Source organism: Streptomyces sp. NPDC088812 (genome assembly GCF_044750285.1).
Classification (GTDB): domain Bacteria; phylum Actinomycetota; class Actinomycetes; order Streptomycetales; family Streptomycetaceae; genus Streptomyces.
In genome coordinates, this window is sequence record NZ_JBIVJP010000023.1 from 81,031 (window position 1) to 96,390 (window position 15,360).

Genomic DNA, 15,360 nt, shown 5'->3' on the forward strand with positions numbered 1-15,360 from the left:
TGGTCCCCGGCGGGCGGTCGGTGCGTCCCGTCAGGCGGTGCTGTCGCCGCGCCATGACGTCCACAGCCGGCTGTACACGCCTTGGGCGGCGAGCAGTTCGTCGTGTGTGCCCGCTTCCACGACGCGGCCCCGGTCGACGACGGCGATGCGGTCGGCGTCGTAGGCGGTGTGCAGCCGGTGCGCGATCGCCACGACCGTCCTGCCGGCCAGGACCCGGTTGAGCCCCGATTCGACCTCGTGCGCCGCGGTGGGGCTCATCATGGACGTCGCCTCGTCGAGGACGAGGACGTCGGGCCGGGCGAGGAGCAGCCGGGCCAGGGCGACCTGCTGGAGTTGGGCGGGCCCCAGGTCCGTGCGGTGTCCGCCGACGGGGGTGGCGAGCCCTTCGGGGAGGGCGTCGGCCCATTCCGCGGCGCCGACGAGTGTGAGGACCCGCTCCAGTTCGGCGTCGTCGGCCTGGGGACGGGCCATGCGCAGATTGTCCGCGAGGGTTCCCAGGAAGAGGTGCTGCTCCTGCGTCGTCAGCAGGACGGTGGCGCGCAGCCGTCGGTCGGTCAGCGAGGTCAGCTCCGCTCCCCCGGCGGTCGCCGTACCGGTGTCCGGTGGATGGATGCCCGCGATGATGCGCCCCAAGGTGGACTTGCCGGCGCCGGTCGGGCCGACCAGAGCCAGTCTCTCGCCCCGTCGGACCGTCAGGTCGACCCCGGTGAGCACGGGGCGCCCGGGTGCGTAGCCGAAGTGGACGGCTTCGAGCCGCAGGACGGGATCAGCGCCCGGTGCGGGCACCGCGTCGGAGACACTCCGGTCGGACGGAATGTCGGCGACGCCGACGAGACGGCGCAGCGACGCCGATCCCAGATGCAACGAGTCCAGGCTCCTGACCACTTCGACGACCGGTGCCGCGAGCATCTGCATCATCAGTGCCACGGTGGCCACTTCTTGCAGGCCCACCCGTCCGTCGGCCGCCAGGAGGCCGCCGAGGAGCAGCGTCGTCATGCAGGGCAGCAACGCGCCGAGGTCGAGTGCCGGGAAGAGCACGCAGCGCAGACGGAGCGTGCGGCGCTGGGCGGCCCACATCCGTTCGACGCGCTCCTGTGTCCGCGCGGTCCGCCGCGCCTGCCAGCCGAGGGCCTCCACGCTCGTCGCACCGTCCGCGGTCTCGGCGACGGTCGCCGAGAGCTCCGCGTGCCGGGCCAGGACGTCGGCGAACGCGGCCGGGGCCCGGCGCAGGTACCAGCGCACCACCGGAAGCAGCACCGGGACGATCACCAGGACGGCCAGGGTGAGGGACGGGGACGTGGCGAAAGCTCCCGTCACCACCACGCACGCGGTCACGGCGTTGCCGAGGAGTTGCGGAAGGGCTTGCTGAGCGGTGTGGTTGACCTCGCCGGTGTCCAGGGTGGTGCGCGCCAGCAGGTCGCCGGTGCCGGCGCGCTCCACGACGGAGAGGGGCAGGTGCACGACCCGCTCCATGAAGTCCAGGCGCAGCCGGGACGCCATGCGCTCCCCGAGGTCGAAGGTGGCGCGGGCCGCGGCGAAGGTGAGCGCCGTCTGGAGCACGAGGGCGGCGCCCACCCACAGGGTGAGTTTGTCGAGCCGGTCCACGAGCCCGTCGGGATGCCGTGCGATCAGGTCCGTCATCCGGCCGAGGAGGTGCGGCACCACCAGTGCGGCGCCGGCCGCGGCGGCGTTGAGCAGCAGGACGGTCGCCACCTGCGCCCGCGCGCCGCGCAGCAGGGACCGCGCGTAGCGACGGGTGCGGACGGGCGACGCGACGGGCAGCCCGGTACGCGTCGCGCTCAACGGGTCACCGCCTTCGCGTAGTCGGGGTGGCGCATGAGGTCGGCGTGCGGTCCGGTGAGGATCTCGTCGCCCAGGAAGACGACGGTGTCGCAGGCGGCCAGCAGGTGCGGCGACTGGGTCCGGATCGCCGTGGTGCGCCCCGCGCGGTGACGGGCGAGCCGGGTCGCGATCCGGGCTTCCGTGTAGGCGTCGCACGCGGACGTCGGCTCGTCGAGCAGCAGCACCTCCGCGTCGGTGAGGAGGGCGCGTGCCAGGGTGAGGCGCTGGCGCTGTCCGCCGGACAGCCCCCGTCCGCGCTCGGTCAGCGGGAGATCGAGGGTGAGGGCGTCGGCGTCCGGGAGTTCCCCGTCGTCCGTGCGGGCCGGGTCCAGGCCGACGACGTCGAGCGCCGAGGCGGTGTGCAGTGCCCGGACGACGTCCGCCGTGGTGCGCCGCCCGTCCACGTCCAGCTGCTCGTCGAGGCGGCCCTGGAACAGGTGGGCGTCGCCGGTCAGGAAGTGGATGTGCCGGCGCAGTCCGGCCGTGGCGTACGCGGTGACGGGGCGCCCACCCAGCACGGCGGGCCGCTCGGGGTCGTATCCGGCGAGGCGTTCGAGGAGCCCGTCGGTGCGTCGCGCCGAATCCGCGGCGACGCCGGTGATCCGCCCCGGGGCCAGGTGGAGGCCGGTGACCGGATCGCGGAGGGCGTCGTCGCGCCGGGGGACGGCGGTCCGCGCGGTGTCAGCCAAGTCAGTCCGCGCAGCGTCGGCCGGGTCGGGCAGCGCGGTGTCGGCCGGGTCGGGCAGGGCGGTGTCGGCCGGGTCGGGCAGGGCGACGACGGCACGCAGGCGGCGCGCGGCGACCAGGGCGCGGATGGTCCCGTCGATGCCGAGGATGGCGAACTGCACGGGCCGGGTGAGGAACATCAGGTAACCGAAGAGGGCCGAGAACTCGCCGGTGGTGAGGGCGCCTTCGGCGGCCAGGTGACCCCCGGCCCACACCACGGCGAGCAGCAGCGCACCGGGCAGCACCACCCGGGCGGCCTCCAGGACCGCCCGCGTGCGCGCCGCCCCCAGCCCCGCGTCCCGTACCCGGGCGGATCCGGCGCGGTACCGGTCGAGGAAGTACTCCTCCCCTCCGACCCCGCGCAGCACGCGCAACCCGCGGACCAGGTCGACGGCCTGCGAGGAGAGGTCACCCAGCCGTTCGCGCTGCACGCCCTGCCGTGCGTCCATGCGCAGGAACAGGGGGCGCAGCGTGAGCATCAGTACCGGCATCCCCACCGCCACCAGGACCGCCAGGTCCAGGGCCTGGGTGGCCATCAGGACGACGGCGAGGACGAACGCCACGAGCGCTCCGGCCAGCAGGCCGAGCTGCTCGGCGAACGTGCCCAGCGCGGCCGCGTCCACGGTGGCCGCCGCGACGACGTCGCCCGGGTCGACGTGGTGGCGCAGCCGGTGGCCGAGCGCCACGATCCGCCGTACGAGGAGCTGCTGGGTGCGGAAGAGCGCGTCGAGGCGGCACCGCACCACCAGCAGATGGCTGGTGATGCCGGCGCCGGCCTGGACCAGGACGACGACGCCGAGGGCGGCGCCCCACCAGGCCAGGCGTCCCGTGTCGCGGGCCAGAACGCCCTCCTGGAGTCCGCGTCCGACGACGTACGGCACGAACTGCTGGCTGCCGAAGAAGACCGTCGCCACGGCGGCCGAACGGACGAGCCGCCCCGACTGGGACCGGACGACCCAGCCGAGGACGGCCGGCTCGGGCCGTCCGGTGATCCGGGGAGCGCCCGGGTCCGTCGCGGGGAAAGGTGCCTTCACCCGTCCTGTTCCCCCAGTCGTATGCGCAGCGGGACGCAGGCGCTGCTGATGCTGGAGCGGTACAGCTCGTTCCAGTCGTCGCCGGGGGGTTCCAGGAACCGCCCTGCCTGGAGCAGGGCCGGGACGGTGCCGGAGGCGTCGCGGTGACGTTCCAGCACGGCGGTGGGGAGGGTGACGCGGACCGTCCAGCCGTCGTGTTCCACGTGCCAGGTCGCCGTGCAGCCGGTGTCGGCGGGCGGCAGCCGGAAGTCCGAGCGGTAGACGTCGTACGCGGTATGGACGATCTCGTTGCCGAAGAACAGGACGAACTCGTCGAAGAACACACCGGGGGCGCCGGAGGCGTGCAGCTCGAGTACGACGTCGTCGGCGTCCCGCCCGATCACGCAGTCGAAGTCGAACCGGCCCCGTTCGGGCCGTGCCGTGGCGGAGTGCAGCACCGCGAACGAACCGCCGGCCTCCGCGCGGGTCGCCCTTGTGGACACGTGGTTCGTGTCCCGGCCCAGATCGACGTCGACCGCCCCGAGCCGGTCCAGCACCTGTCCGTGGTGGTCGGACCGGACGAGCAGGTCGGGCAGGGCCGTGCGGGCGTCGACGAGAAGGCCGAAGCCTATCTCCTGCGGGTAGGAGGCCGGTTCCTCCAGGGCCGGGTCCAGGTCCCGTAGGGGTCGGTGTGGTACGTCCAGGGACGCCAGCAGGGTGCGGGAGAGCGCCGCCGCGTCCTGTGCATGATGGTCGGTCACCAGCGTCCCGAACAGCGTGGTGTCGAACTGGGGGTGGGCGAGCAGGTCACGCAGTTCGCACAGTTCGGCCAGCCTGACCTTGGCCACCGGCTGGCAGAGGGCAGGCGCCACGTAGTCGTGGAAGATGTGCAGGACCAGCACGAACGCGGTCATCGTCACGTCCGTGACCCGCAGCAGGCCCGACCGGTCCTCGGGGTGGGGCATCGACGCGGCGAGCACGGTGTCGTAGGTGAGCCGTTCGGCCCGTACCCAGTCCGACATGGTCAGCTCGTACCCGTCGGGTGACCGTCGGTGGTAGGCCCCGCGTGGGTAGCGCCACACGGGGAAGTACCGGTGCAGGTCGACCGAGGGGCTTCCGGGGCGGTCCAGCGACGCCTCTTCGTGGCAGAAGGCGTGTCCGGACGACTGGAAACCGAGCTTCTGCAACCGCAGGGAGGTCTCCCCGGGGTCCGCCGCGAGCAGGTCCAGGTCCGCGGTGGCGCGGTGCACCCGGGTACCGGTCAGGAACCGGGCCGCCGAGTTCCCCTTCAACAGGATCAGAGGGGAACGGTCCTGCTCCGCCCGGGCACCGAGTTCGGTCACGAGGCGGAGGGCGTGCTGTTCGAGGGCCACCGCCTCCGCCTTCTGGTCGCGGTAGCGGGACTCGAGCGAGGCGACGACACCGTTCGGAACGGCCAGGCCGCTCGGGGCGGTGGCGGAACCGCCCGGGGAGGTGCGACCGCTCGGGGCGGTGCGACCGCTCGGGGCGGTGCGACCGTTCGGGGCGGTGGCGGGGCCGTCCGGGGAGGTGCGACCGCCCGGGGAGGTGCGACCGCTCGGGGCGATGACGGAACCGTCCGGGGCGATGACGGAACCGTCCGGGAAGGTGCGACCGCTCGGGGCGGTGGCGGGGCCGGCGAGACCGGCGGCCTCGAGGCGGTCGAGGAAGCGGCCGGTCACCCGGTGCTCGTCGAGCAGCGCGTGGAACGGCGGGTGCGCGGCCAGTTCGGGGGTCATACGGCCGGCCGGCGCGCCGCCGGCCCAGAGCAGCCCGGCGACCAGGTCGGCGTGGGCGAAGGCGTCAGCCATGGGCGGTGCCCACCTCCAGGGAACCGATCGCCGCCAGGGTCCTGTCGTCGAGCCGGAGCCGGGCCGCCGCCGCGTTCGTCTCCGCGTGGCGCGGGTTCCTCGTGCCGACGGCGGCGGCGACGACACCGGGCTGCCGCAGCAGCCAGGCGAGCGCAAGTTGAGCGATCGTGCAGCCGGCCTGCTCGGCGAGCGGACCGAGCGCGCGGACGACCGACAGGTGCCGGCGGCGGGCCCGGGGGGCGAAGAAGCGGGGGTGGTTCTCGGCGCAGAAGAAGTCATGGGCCATGACCTCGCCGCCGCGCCAGTCGTCGAAGACGGTCTCCTCGTCGACCGCTCCCGTCAGCAGGCCGTAGGCGAGCGGTCCGTAGGCGAGCAGCCCGATGTTCCGCTCGGCGCACAGGGGGCCATGGGCGTCGAGTTCCTCGCGGTGGAGGAGGGAGGCCTGGATCTGGACGTAGTCGACGGCTGCCAGGTCGGCGCAGCGGGCGACGTCCTCCACCGGATAGTTGGACAGCCCGATGGCGCGCACGAGGCCCTCGTCGCGGAGCCGGGCCATCGCCTTCCAGGTCACTTCGAGGGGCAGTCGCTGTGCCGGCCAGTGGAGCAGGTACAGATCGACGCGGTCCCGTCCGAGGCGCTCGAGTGACAGTTCCAGCGCCTGTCGCAGACCGTGCTCGGTGTACCGCTCGTCGTCGGGCTCGGGGGCGACCTTGGTGCAGATCCCGACCTGCGGCAGATCCCGCAGCGCCTCGCCGACCACGCGCTCGGCGCCGCCTCCGCCTCCGTACACCTCTGCGGTGTCGACCCAGTTCATGCCCAGCGCCACCGACCGGTGGACGGCCGCCACCACCTCCTCGTGCGAGGTGTTGGGGCCCCATGTGGTGCCGCCTCCGGCCTCCCAACTGCCGTATCCGAGCGGCGACAGTCCGAGCCGGTTGCGTATGGAGGAGGACATACGACTTCGCTCCCTTCCGGGGTGGTTCACGTCGGGCTTCCGGGGTGGTTCACGTCGAGCTTGCGGCGTGGTTCACGTCGAGCTTGCGGCGTGGTTCACGTCGAGCTTGCGGCGTGGTTCACGTCGAGCTTGCGGCGTGGTTCACGTCGGGCTTGCGGCGTGGTTCACGTCGGGCTTGCGGATGGTGTGCCTCATGCTTCCGAGGTGGTGAGGTGGTTCACATCAGGACGGGGACCGGGAGGTCCTTCACGGTCTCCCACGCCTCGCCCGGCGCCGTGTCGACGGCACGGACCGCGCAGGCCAGGGCAGTTCGGTACTGCTCGCGGTGGTCCTCGACGTGCCGCTCGACCGCGGTGCGCCACTCGGCGAGGGGAAGCCCGATGTCGTCGGCACGGACCAGGTGCCGGAAGAGCAGGCGCCCCCAGCCGTTGAGGCGGCACTGCCGTTCGTCCCCGTAGGCGCCGCGGAACTTGAAGGCGACCGGGAAGCGGTAGAGCAGCTCGAACGACTGGAGTTCCTCGATGTGGCGGGTGAGCGTTCCGCTTCTGCGCGCCCCGGCGACCCCGAGCAGGGCGTCCACGGCGCCTTCGCTGGCCAGGTAGGCGTTTCCGTCGAAGACGCCCTGCACCCGCAGCGTCTCGTCCCACAGGGCCATGCACACGACGATGTCGAGCAGGGGACGCATCTCGGGCGTGGCGCGGCCCGACGTCAGCAGGGCGAGGAGCGCGGCCCCCGACACGGGTCCCTGACGCACGGAGACGGTGACGTCGTCGAGCTGGGCGAGCAGCGGGACGGGCAGGTCCTGCCGCCCGTCCGGCACACGCACCCGGAGCGGGGTCCGTCCACCCCGTCCGTTGAGGCCGGGCCAGGCCAGCAGGCGCAGATGCGGAGGCAGGGCGCGCAGCGGGACGCTCGAGGGACCGCCGTCAGGCCGTGGCATGGACACCCTCCCGCTGCCAGGTGCAGTCGCCGCCGCTGCGTACGGCCGTGGCCCACGACAGCAGGCTCCGCCGGTGACGGTCGTCCGCCGCCGTCCGACGGGAGGCGACGAGCCAGACGTCACCCCGGAACAGTTCCTCGTGGACGACCAGGCCGTGGCGCTGGAGGGAGCGTCCGGTCTCGACGCACTCCACCGCGAGATCGGCCAGGGTCGGCACGTAGGACTCGCAGGCACCGTGCACCTTGCGGACCGTGGCTCCCGGATGGCGCTGTGCGGCGTACTCGGTGGCCAGGGTGGGATATTCGGAGACGATGCGCCGGGCGGTGGCCGGCTCCTGGCCGGGCAGTCCGATGGCGCACACGCGGATGTGGTACCAGCACAGCGGCATCAGCCGCTCGACGCCGGCGCCGGACTCCCTGATCCACTCCTCGGACGTGATGCCCGCGTCCAGGGACCCGTCCGCCACGAGGCCGGGGATGTCCTGCAGACGCAGGAGCCATGAGTCCGCTTCCTGCGGCGCCGTGGCGCGGGCCGCTTCCGACTGGCGAAGAAGCCGTCCTTTGGGCAGGCCGATCCTCATGCGGTCATCTCCTGGGAGGTGTAGGGGCGTAATTCTCCGTATGTGCTCAACTGGCGGCTGTGTTCTTCGTGCAGGGCGCGCGACAGCGAGACGCCCAGGTCCACGCGCGTGATGTTGGCCATGCACAGGCACCATGCGGCGACCTGGCCGAGCTCCTCCTCGATGCGCGCGGACGGCTCCGCCCGGCGCACCGCCTGGGCGAGTTCGCCCAGTTCCTCCAGGAACCAGGACAGGGCCCGCTCCGGTTCGAGCTCCCCGTACAGACGGCGCGCCTGGTGCTGGAGGTCACGCAGTCCGTCGAGGGCGGTCGCGATGTCCAGGCGTTGCCCGGCGTGCGCGGCATGGGCGGCGTCGAGCGGCAGGGACCTCGTGACGGCCGGCAGGGTGCGCCGCGCGGTGCCGGCCGCGAGGGCGAGGAGCTCCTCGTCGATCCGTGCGGCGTGCGGGGAATGGGCGGTGGCGCACGGGACGGCGGCCTCGGCGAGCGGCTGGGCAGACCGAGCCGTTGGCGGATCCGACGAGCAAGCGCTTTCATCGTGGACGTCGGCCAGTGTGCGCCAGTCCGAACCGTCGTACACCGCCGTCCCGCGGACCACGACGAGCCGACGGACGCACCCGGGTTCGTGCGGGCCGACGGCGAGCCTGCACGAACCGTCGGCCCCCACGTCCACCGTGGCGTACAGGGCCACGTCCCCGGACAGCGCGGCCAGCGCCCGCAGCAGGACGTCGTCCTGCAGCAGGTCCCGGGGGACGACGAGCCCGGTGGGCAGCCGCCGGACGCTCGCCGGCTGCCCGTACGCGGTGACCGGATCCACCGGATGCAGCAGGACGCGGGGTTGCCGGGGCGCCGTGGACTCCGGGCAGCCGGGCGGCGAGATGTGCACCGTGTACGGCCCGATCCGGGTGGAGGCGCCGCGCGTCAGGGACGTGGTGGGCGCGGCGGGTCCGGTGGCCGCGGCAGGTCCGGCGGGTCCGGCGGACGCAGTAGGCCCAGTGGCCGCGGTGGACGCGGTCGACGCGGTGGGCCCGATGGCCGCGGCAGGTCCGGTGGATGCGGTCGACGCGGTCGACGCGGTGGGCCCGATGACCGCGGCAGGTCCGGTGGACGCGGTCGACGCGGTGGCCGCGGCAGGTCCGGTGGCCAGGGCAGGTCCGTCGGGTCCGGTGGATCCGGTGGATCCGGTGGACCCGGTGGACCCAGTAGGCCCAGTAGGCCCAGTGGCCGCGCTGGCCGCGCTGGCCGCGGTGTCCCCGGTCGCTGGTTTCACGCTCCCTCACCCCACAACCGCGGGGCGAGGAGACCGTCGACGATCTCGTCGCACAGGCTCTCCGGCGTGCGCTCGCCGACGGCGAGCCGGTACCAGCCCCAGTCGGCCGCCGCCTTGGTGAAGTGAGCGGTGCACTCCTCCTGCAGCGACAGGAACGACTGCGCGCCCTCACGCCCCGACAGCGCGTAGTCCTCGGCCACTCCGACCCCTCGCCCCTGCAGGCTGCGCCGCGCGTGCGCCGTACCGGGGTCGCCGTCCAGCAGGATGCCGACGTCCGGCTGGAGGAAGGGGTCCGCGTAGATGTCCGTGACCCGCTCCACCATCCGCTGCACGACCTCGGAGGGGACCGTGTCCTCCTGGCAGGCGGCCGCGATGAGCAGCGCTTTCAGTACGGGCTTGTAGCCGTAGCTCTCCCGGACGACCACGACGCCCTCCGCCGCCCGGGGGCGGACCACCTCCGCCTCGATGACGAAGTCGAGGGCGGCCTCGACCAGACCGGACGCCAGCGGGCCGGAGGAGCGCACGCCCTGGGCTCCCAAGGGGAAGGTCTCCTCGGCGCGCAGCGCCGCGAACTCGTCGAAGGTGCGGGGGATCCGCTCGTCGACGGAGCTCTGCTGAACCGTTCCTCCCCCGTACAGCAGCCGCCAGTCCTCCACCCACAGCTGCTCCACGGCCGTCTGGGGGTACGGCCGTGGAGCCGGCCGCCCGTCGATCAGACGGCGCCAGCTGACGACGTCCAGCTCCACGCCCCGTTCGGCGAGCCGGTCGCGGATCGCTTCCGTCAGGGTGGTCTTGCCGATCCCGTCCGGACCCAGCATGGCGACGCGCAGCCCTGTTGCCGCGTTCATGGCCCTCACCCCAGTTGCAGGTCGCGGTCGGCGAACTCGACACCGAGGTGGGGCACGCACAGCGAGCGATCGCCCGCGACCACCTCACCGGCGTTCCAGGCGCGGTACCCGGCGGCTTCGGCGAGGCGCACGGTCTCGTCCGCGTCGTCGGCGGCGACGACCGCGGCGTAGCCGATGCCCATGTTGAGCGTGCCGTACGCCTCGGCGGCCGACATGCCGGTCCGGCGCACGAGGAACTCGAGGACCTCCGGCACGTCCGGGACGGACTCCAGCACGTACCGGACCCGGGTGGGGGCGCGCATGACCTTCATGAGGCCGTGTCCGGTGACTCCGTTCAGGAACTTGGGGCGTACGCGGGACTCCAGCAGCGCCCTGACGAACCCGGCGTAGATGACACTCGGGTCCAGCAGCGCCTCCCCGAGGCTGCGCCCGCTCGGCAACGCGGTCGCGTAGCCGTCCGGGAGGCCGGCCGCGACCGCCCTGGCCAGGGAGGCCCCGTTGGCGTGGAGGCCGGAGCTGGCGAGGAGGACGATCCGGTCCCCGGGGACGACGTCGCGGCCCAGTACCGGCTCGCGTCCGGGCGGTACGATCCCGAGCGCGCTGCCCGCCAGTTCGAGGCCGTCGGCGGCGACCAGGCCGGGAAGGGCCGGTGACTCGCCTCCGCCCCAGGCCGCACCGGACTCCTCGCAGGCTCGCTGCCAGCCCGCCAGCAGGGCGGTGGAGCGGGCCTCGTCCGCGTACCAGGCCGCGTCCCCGGTGGAGAAGTACGCCGTGACGACCAGGGGTGCCGCACCGACGGAGATCACGTCGTTGACGATGGCGGCGACGGCGTCGACGGCGACGTCCGCGTAGCGGTTGACGCCGCTGTCCTGGAGAACCTGCTGGGCGATGAGCGACTTGGTGCCCAGGCCCTCGGTCACCATCGCCATCGTCATGCCACCGGCTCGGAACACGTACGCCGAGGCGCCTCGGGACTCCGGCACCTCGGCGGCACCGGCGAGTGACAGCAGGCCGCTCGTCGCCTTGGCGCGGTCGATCGCCTCACGCTTGACGCGGTCGAGCACGCTGTAATCGACTCCGGAGTCACGGTAATTGGTCAGCTTTGCCATGAGCCTTTCCCTGGTTGAGCGAATCGTGCCGAAGGGGCTCGCGTCGGTGTGCGGGGTCAAGGGCGGGGAGAGGGCCGAAGGGTGCGCCACCACAAGTCGTTCGCAATACCGAACCTGAGCCCCGATATCGAACGGGCGCCTGCCGACCGTAGGGGCGCCGATCACAACAAGTCAACGGGGTGAACTCCGCATGAACTGGCGGGCATTGCCCTGCACGTCCCTACGGGGCGCGCATCAACGCGCGTCGACACACGGTGCCCAACCGACGTGTCACCTGCGATGTTTGCTTGCCGAACCCACTTGTTTGCGCAGCACTCATACATGCCTGAACAGCATGCGAAACAGCCATGGGACGCCGCACCCGACGACCGGTCACCGATGCGCGGATAAAACCGCTTTCCTGCACCACTGTGTCATTGCTGTGCGGTGCACGGCTCTTGATATGAGGCGGGTGACGGGCTGAGTATCGGCGTGGCGGACGACCTTCGCCTTCCTCCTGCCGTCACATGCGCCCCGCGCCTCGCACCCCGCTGCGTCCTGGCCCATGTCCCCTGTCCGTTACCCCCTGTCCGCCGGAGGAGAACTGGAGTCCGGACGCCACCCCGCCGGCGGACGCGGGCCGCCCCGGCGGTCCGGGACGGTGACGTGAGGGGGCTCAGCCCGCCGCGGCGAGTACCAGGGGAAGGACCTGTTCGCTGCCCGCCCGGCGCAACAGACGGGCGGCGACCGCGAGGGTCCAGCCGGAGTCGGTGTAGTCGTCCACGAGCAGGACAGGGCCCGGGGAGCGGGTCAGGGCGCCGGCCAGGTCCTCGGGAACGGCGAAGGCGCCGGACAGTGCCCTGAGGCGTTGGGCGGAGTTGCTGCGCCGTGCGGCGTGGGCGCCGCCCGGACCGGAGTACGCCAGCGTCCCCAGAAGCGGGATCCGGCCGACGGACGCGATGCCCTGGGCGAGCGAGCCGACGAGGTGCGGGCGGGCCAGGGACGGCACGGCGACGACTCCGACCGGCCGGGCGGAGGCGTTCGGAACGTCCGGCGCCCAGCCACCGGGTGACCGTGCCCAGTCGGCGAGGACCGCCACCGCGGCCCGCAGGACGTCGTCGGGGACGGGCCCGTCGGGGGCGTTCTCGGCCAGCAGCGGACGGAGCCGGTTGCCCCAGCCGATGTCCGAGAGCCGTCCCAGCGCGCGCCCGGTGGAACACTGCTCCGTGGCCGGGATGCGCCCCTTGAGGTCGATGCCCAGTGCGGGCATTCCCGTCGGCCACATCCGGCGCGGCTCGATCTCCACCCCCGGGCGGTCCAGCTCCTTCGCCGCCCCGGTCAGCGTCTGCGCCGAGACGGACGCGTCGGCCCAGGCTCCCGCGCAGTTGTCACAGCGGCCGCACGGGGTGGCCCCCTCGTCGTCCAGCTGCCGGCGCAGGAACTCCATCCGGCATCCGTCCGTGCTCACGTAATCGCGCATGGCCTGCTGCTCGGCCGCGCGCTGCCGGGCGACCCAGGCATACCGGTCGGCGTCGTACACCCACCGCTCACCGGTGGAGATCCAGCCGCCCTTCACCCGTTTGACCGCGCCGTCGACGTCCAGCACCTTCAGCATCGTCTCCAGCCGGCTGCGCCGCAGGTCCACCGACGCCTCCAGGGCCGGCACGGACAGCGGCCGTCCCGCCCCCGCGAGGGCCGACAGCGTCTGCCGGACCTGCGCCTCGGGCGGGAAGGCGGTGTCGGCGAAGTAGCGCCAGATGGCCTCGTCCTCCTTGCCCGGCAGCAGCAGCACATCGGCGTGGGCCACACCGCGGCCCGCGCGCCCCACCTGCTGGTAATAGGCGATCGGTGAGGAGGGCGAGCCGAGATGGACCACGAAGCCCAGGTCCGGCTTGTCGAAGCCCATGCCCAGCGCCGACGTGGCGACGAGCGCCTTGACCCGGTTCTCCAGCAGGTCGGCCTCGGCCTGCAACCGGTCGGCGTTCTCCGTGCGCCCCGTGTAGGAGGCCACGCGGAAGCCGCGCTGCCGCAGGAAGGCGGTGGTCTCCTCCGCCGCCGCCACCGTCAGCGCGTAGATGATCCCGGAACCCGGCAGCTCGTCCAGGTGCTCGGCGAGCCAGGCCATCCGGTGCGCGGCATCCGGCAGCCGGACCACACCCAGCCTCAGGCTTTCCCGGTCGAGCGGACCGCGCAGCACCAGGGCCTCGCCGGCACCGGTCCCCAGCTGCTCGGCCACGTCCGCCGTGACCCGCGCGTTGGCCGTCGCCGTCGTGGCCAGCACCGGTACGCCGGGCGCGAGCTCGGCGAGCATCGCCCGCAGCCGCCGGTAGTCCGGCCGGAAGTCGTGTCCCCAGTCGGAGATGCAGTGCGCCTCGTCGACCACCAGCAGACCGGTCGTGGCCGCGAGCTTGGGCAGCATCTGCTCGCGGAAGTCCACGGAATTAAGACGTTCCGGACTCACCAGGAGGACGTCGGTCTCGCCGCGCTCGACCTCCTCATGGATGGTGTCCCATTCCTCCGGATTGGCCGAGTTGATGGTGCGAGCCCGGATACCGGCCCGCGCCGCCGACTCGACCTGGTTGCGCATCAGCGCCAGCAGTGGCGAGACGATGACCGTGGGGCCGGAGCCGCGTCGGCGCAGCAGGGCGGTGGCGACGAAGTACACCGCCGACTTGCCCCAGCCGGTGCGCTGCACCACCAGCGCTCGCCGGCGCTCACGCACCAGGGCCGCCACCGCCTGCCACTGGTCCTCCCGCAGCCGAGCGGAACCCGCCGGGTCACCGACGAGCTCGGCGAGGATGGTGTCGGCTTCGGTGCGCAGCTCCAGGTCGTCCATGCCTCCATGCAACCCGATGGCACTGACAATCGGCCACCTCACGCCGAGTGACAACCTGCTCACGAACGGTCCACATGCCTCGCACCGACCGGCCTGCGGCCTGCCGCCCCTGCCGCCGAACCGCTCCGGCACGCTGATGCGATGCCGGTGTCCTCCTCACCCAGGACGACGGATCGTCGCGGCCGCACTGCTGGACTGCACGCTCCACTTCCACACCGACGGAGAGGACGACAGTACGACAGGTACGGTGTTCGCCGGGGAGGACCGGGCGGCACCGGACGGCGGCCGGCTGCTGTGTCCGCCGCCCGGCAGCTCACCCTCATCGCGCCCGCCGTCCTGAGCGTGGGACCGCTCGGGCGGAACCGGCTCCCAGGTTTCCGCCTCACCGGACGATCGCCGGACGTCCGTGACCAGGTGTCGCCCGGACCGGCTGCCACACCCCGAACGGCGGCTGCCCGACGACGCGACGTCTCCCCATGCCGACGGCGCACCATCGGGAACACCACCACGACGGCGGGTGAACCAGACGTGTACGGCGGGCGGACGCGTCATGGCCCACCCAGTGGGTAGGGATATAAGACCCGCACCGCCATATAACGGTCGGTGGCCCCAATTGCTCGTTGCCGCATCCCAGTTCGACAGGAAGAATTGAGTTCCGCTCCCCCGCATGGCTCGCCCGTGGTCCGGTAGGGCTTTGCCGTGGTGTGCGCTCCCCCGAAACCGACCCGCCCGCAGTGTGGTCCGTAGCCGAAGGGAGGCTCGTGACCCTCGGATTTGCTCCGTCCTCGGCGGCATCGTTGTCGACGTCCACGTCCGCCGCTTCCGCCAACCGCTTGCTCGAGCCTGCCGAGTGGGCCGCGGCCGGTATTCCGCTGCTGCGCAGTCCGCGGGAGGTCGTCAGCGGGCTGCACGCACGCCATCGGCCCAGACCGTCCACCGCCGTGGTGGCCGTACTGGATCCCGATGAGCGGCTGCTGGCCAGCGCCTCCTTCACCCGGCGTCAGGCGTCCGCCGACGGCTGGATGTTCCGCAACGCGCTGCTCGCACAGTTGCGCCGGGTCATCCCGCACGACTTGCGGCGCCGCACACCGGTGCGTACCGCCGTGCTGCTCTACTGCCGCGACGGCGACGCACGCTGGACGGAGGAGGACGGCGCCTGGATGTGGGGGCTGCGCGACGCCTGCACCCTGCACGGCCTGCGCTGTGGGGCGTACATCACGCTGACGCGGGACGGCTGGCAGGTCCTGGGTGAGGGCAGGGGAGGCCGCCGCCCCAACGCGGATTCGGCTCCGGAGCCCTTCGGGCTGTCGGAGGCCCCGCCTCTGCTGCCCCGCACCGGTGGCGTCGCCTCGGAGGTTCTGCGCCGCGCGGCCGCCCGCTGAGGGCCTTCGGCCGGACAGAGCGGCCGCGGCGGACCCCGCCCGTCTTCGATCCC

11 protein-coding genes are annotated in these 15,360 nt (G+C 72.9%); 1 reads left to right on the plus strand and 10 read right to left on the minus strand.

Annotated elements, in window-relative coordinates; all coding sequences use genetic code 11:
• Nucleotides 1-30: 30 nt before the first annotated feature.
• The 10 genes from ACIP67_RS33325 to ACIP67_RS33370 all read right to left on the minus strand — a co-directional run bounded on the left by ACIP67_RS33325 (nucleotide 31) and on the right by ACIP67_RS33370 (nucleotide 13,925).
• Nucleotides 31-1,803, minus strand: a complete 1,773-nt coding sequence (locus tag ACIP67_RS33325; protein ID WP_401696802.1) for an ABC transporter ATP-binding protein — start codon at nucleotides 1,801-1,803, stop codon at nucleotides 31-33.
• Nucleotides 1,800-3,602, minus strand: a complete 1,803-nt coding sequence (locus tag ACIP67_RS33330) for an ABC transporter transmembrane domain-containing protein (RefSeq protein ID WP_401696803.1) — start codon at nucleotides 3,600-3,602, stop codon at nucleotides 1,800-1,802. The genes ACIP67_RS33325 and ACIP67_RS33330 overlap by 4 nt, the downstream gene beginning before the upstream one ends.
• Nucleotides 3,599-5,410 carry a nucleotidyltransferase family protein gene (locus ACIP67_RS33335; RefSeq protein WP_401696804.1) on the minus strand — a complete coding sequence of 604 codons (1,812 nt, stop codon included), beginning with the start codon at nucleotides 5,408-5,410 and terminating at the stop codon, nucleotides 3,599-3,601. The genes ACIP67_RS33330 and ACIP67_RS33335 overlap by 4 nt, the downstream gene beginning before the upstream one ends.
• Nucleotides 5,403-6,365 carry an aldo/keto reductase gene (locus ACIP67_RS33340; protein ID WP_401696806.1) on the minus strand — a complete coding sequence of 321 codons (963 nt, stop codon included), beginning with the start codon at nucleotides 6,363-6,365 and terminating at the stop codon, nucleotides 5,403-5,405. The genes ACIP67_RS33335 and ACIP67_RS33340 overlap by 8 nt, the downstream gene beginning before the upstream one ends.
• Before the next feature lie 217 nt (nucleotides 6,366-6,582).
• On the minus strand, nucleotides 6,583-7,305 hold the full coding sequence (locus ACIP67_RS33345; protein ID WP_401696807.1) for a hypothetical protein: 723 nt from the start codon (nucleotides 7,303-7,305) through the stop codon (nucleotides 6,583-6,585).
• A complete protein-coding gene (gene hisG / locus ACIP67_RS33350) occupies nucleotides 7,292-7,885 on the minus strand; it encodes an ATP phosphoribosyltransferase (protein ID WP_401696809.1) in 594 nt (197 codons plus the stop codon). Before hisG ends, ACIP67_RS33345 begins: the two co-directional genes overlap by 14 nt.
• A complete protein-coding gene (locus ACIP67_RS33355; protein ID WP_401696811.1) occupies nucleotides 7,882-8,700 on the minus strand; it encodes a MazG nucleotide pyrophosphohydrolase domain-containing protein in 819 nt (272 codons plus the stop codon). Before ACIP67_RS33355 ends, hisG begins: the two co-directional genes overlap by 4 nt.
• Before the next feature lie 449 nt (nucleotides 8,701-9,149).
• Complete coding sequence (locus ACIP67_RS33360; protein WP_401696812.1) at nucleotides 9,150-10,001, minus strand: hypothetical protein; 852 nt, start codon at nucleotides 9,999-10,001, stop codon at nucleotides 9,150-9,152.
• A 5-nt stretch (nucleotides 10,002-10,006) separates the two neighbouring features.
• Nucleotides 10,007-11,110 carry an AIR synthase-related protein gene (locus ACIP67_RS33365; RefSeq protein ID WP_401696813.1) on the minus strand — a complete coding sequence of 368 codons (1,104 nt, stop codon included), beginning with the start codon at nucleotides 11,108-11,110 and terminating at the stop codon, nucleotides 10,007-10,009.
• Nucleotides 11,111-11,765: 655 nt separating this feature from the next.
• Nucleotides 11,766-13,925: a RecQ family ATP-dependent DNA helicase gene (locus ACIP67_RS33370; protein WP_401696814.1), complete on the minus strand. Its 2,160-nt coding sequence runs from the start codon at nucleotides 13,923-13,925 to the stop codon at nucleotides 11,766-11,768.
• A 761-nt stretch (nucleotides 13,926-14,686) separates the two neighbouring features.
• On the opposite strand from ACIP67_RS33370, the gene ACIP67_RS33375 reads away from it, so the two are divergent.
• Nucleotides 14,687-15,307, plus strand: coding sequence for a hypothetical protein (locus tag ACIP67_RS33375; RefSeq protein ID WP_401696816.1), 621 nt, complete (start codon nucleotides 14,687-14,689; stop codon nucleotides 15,305-15,307).
• Nucleotides 15,308-15,360 lie beyond the last annotated feature (53 nt).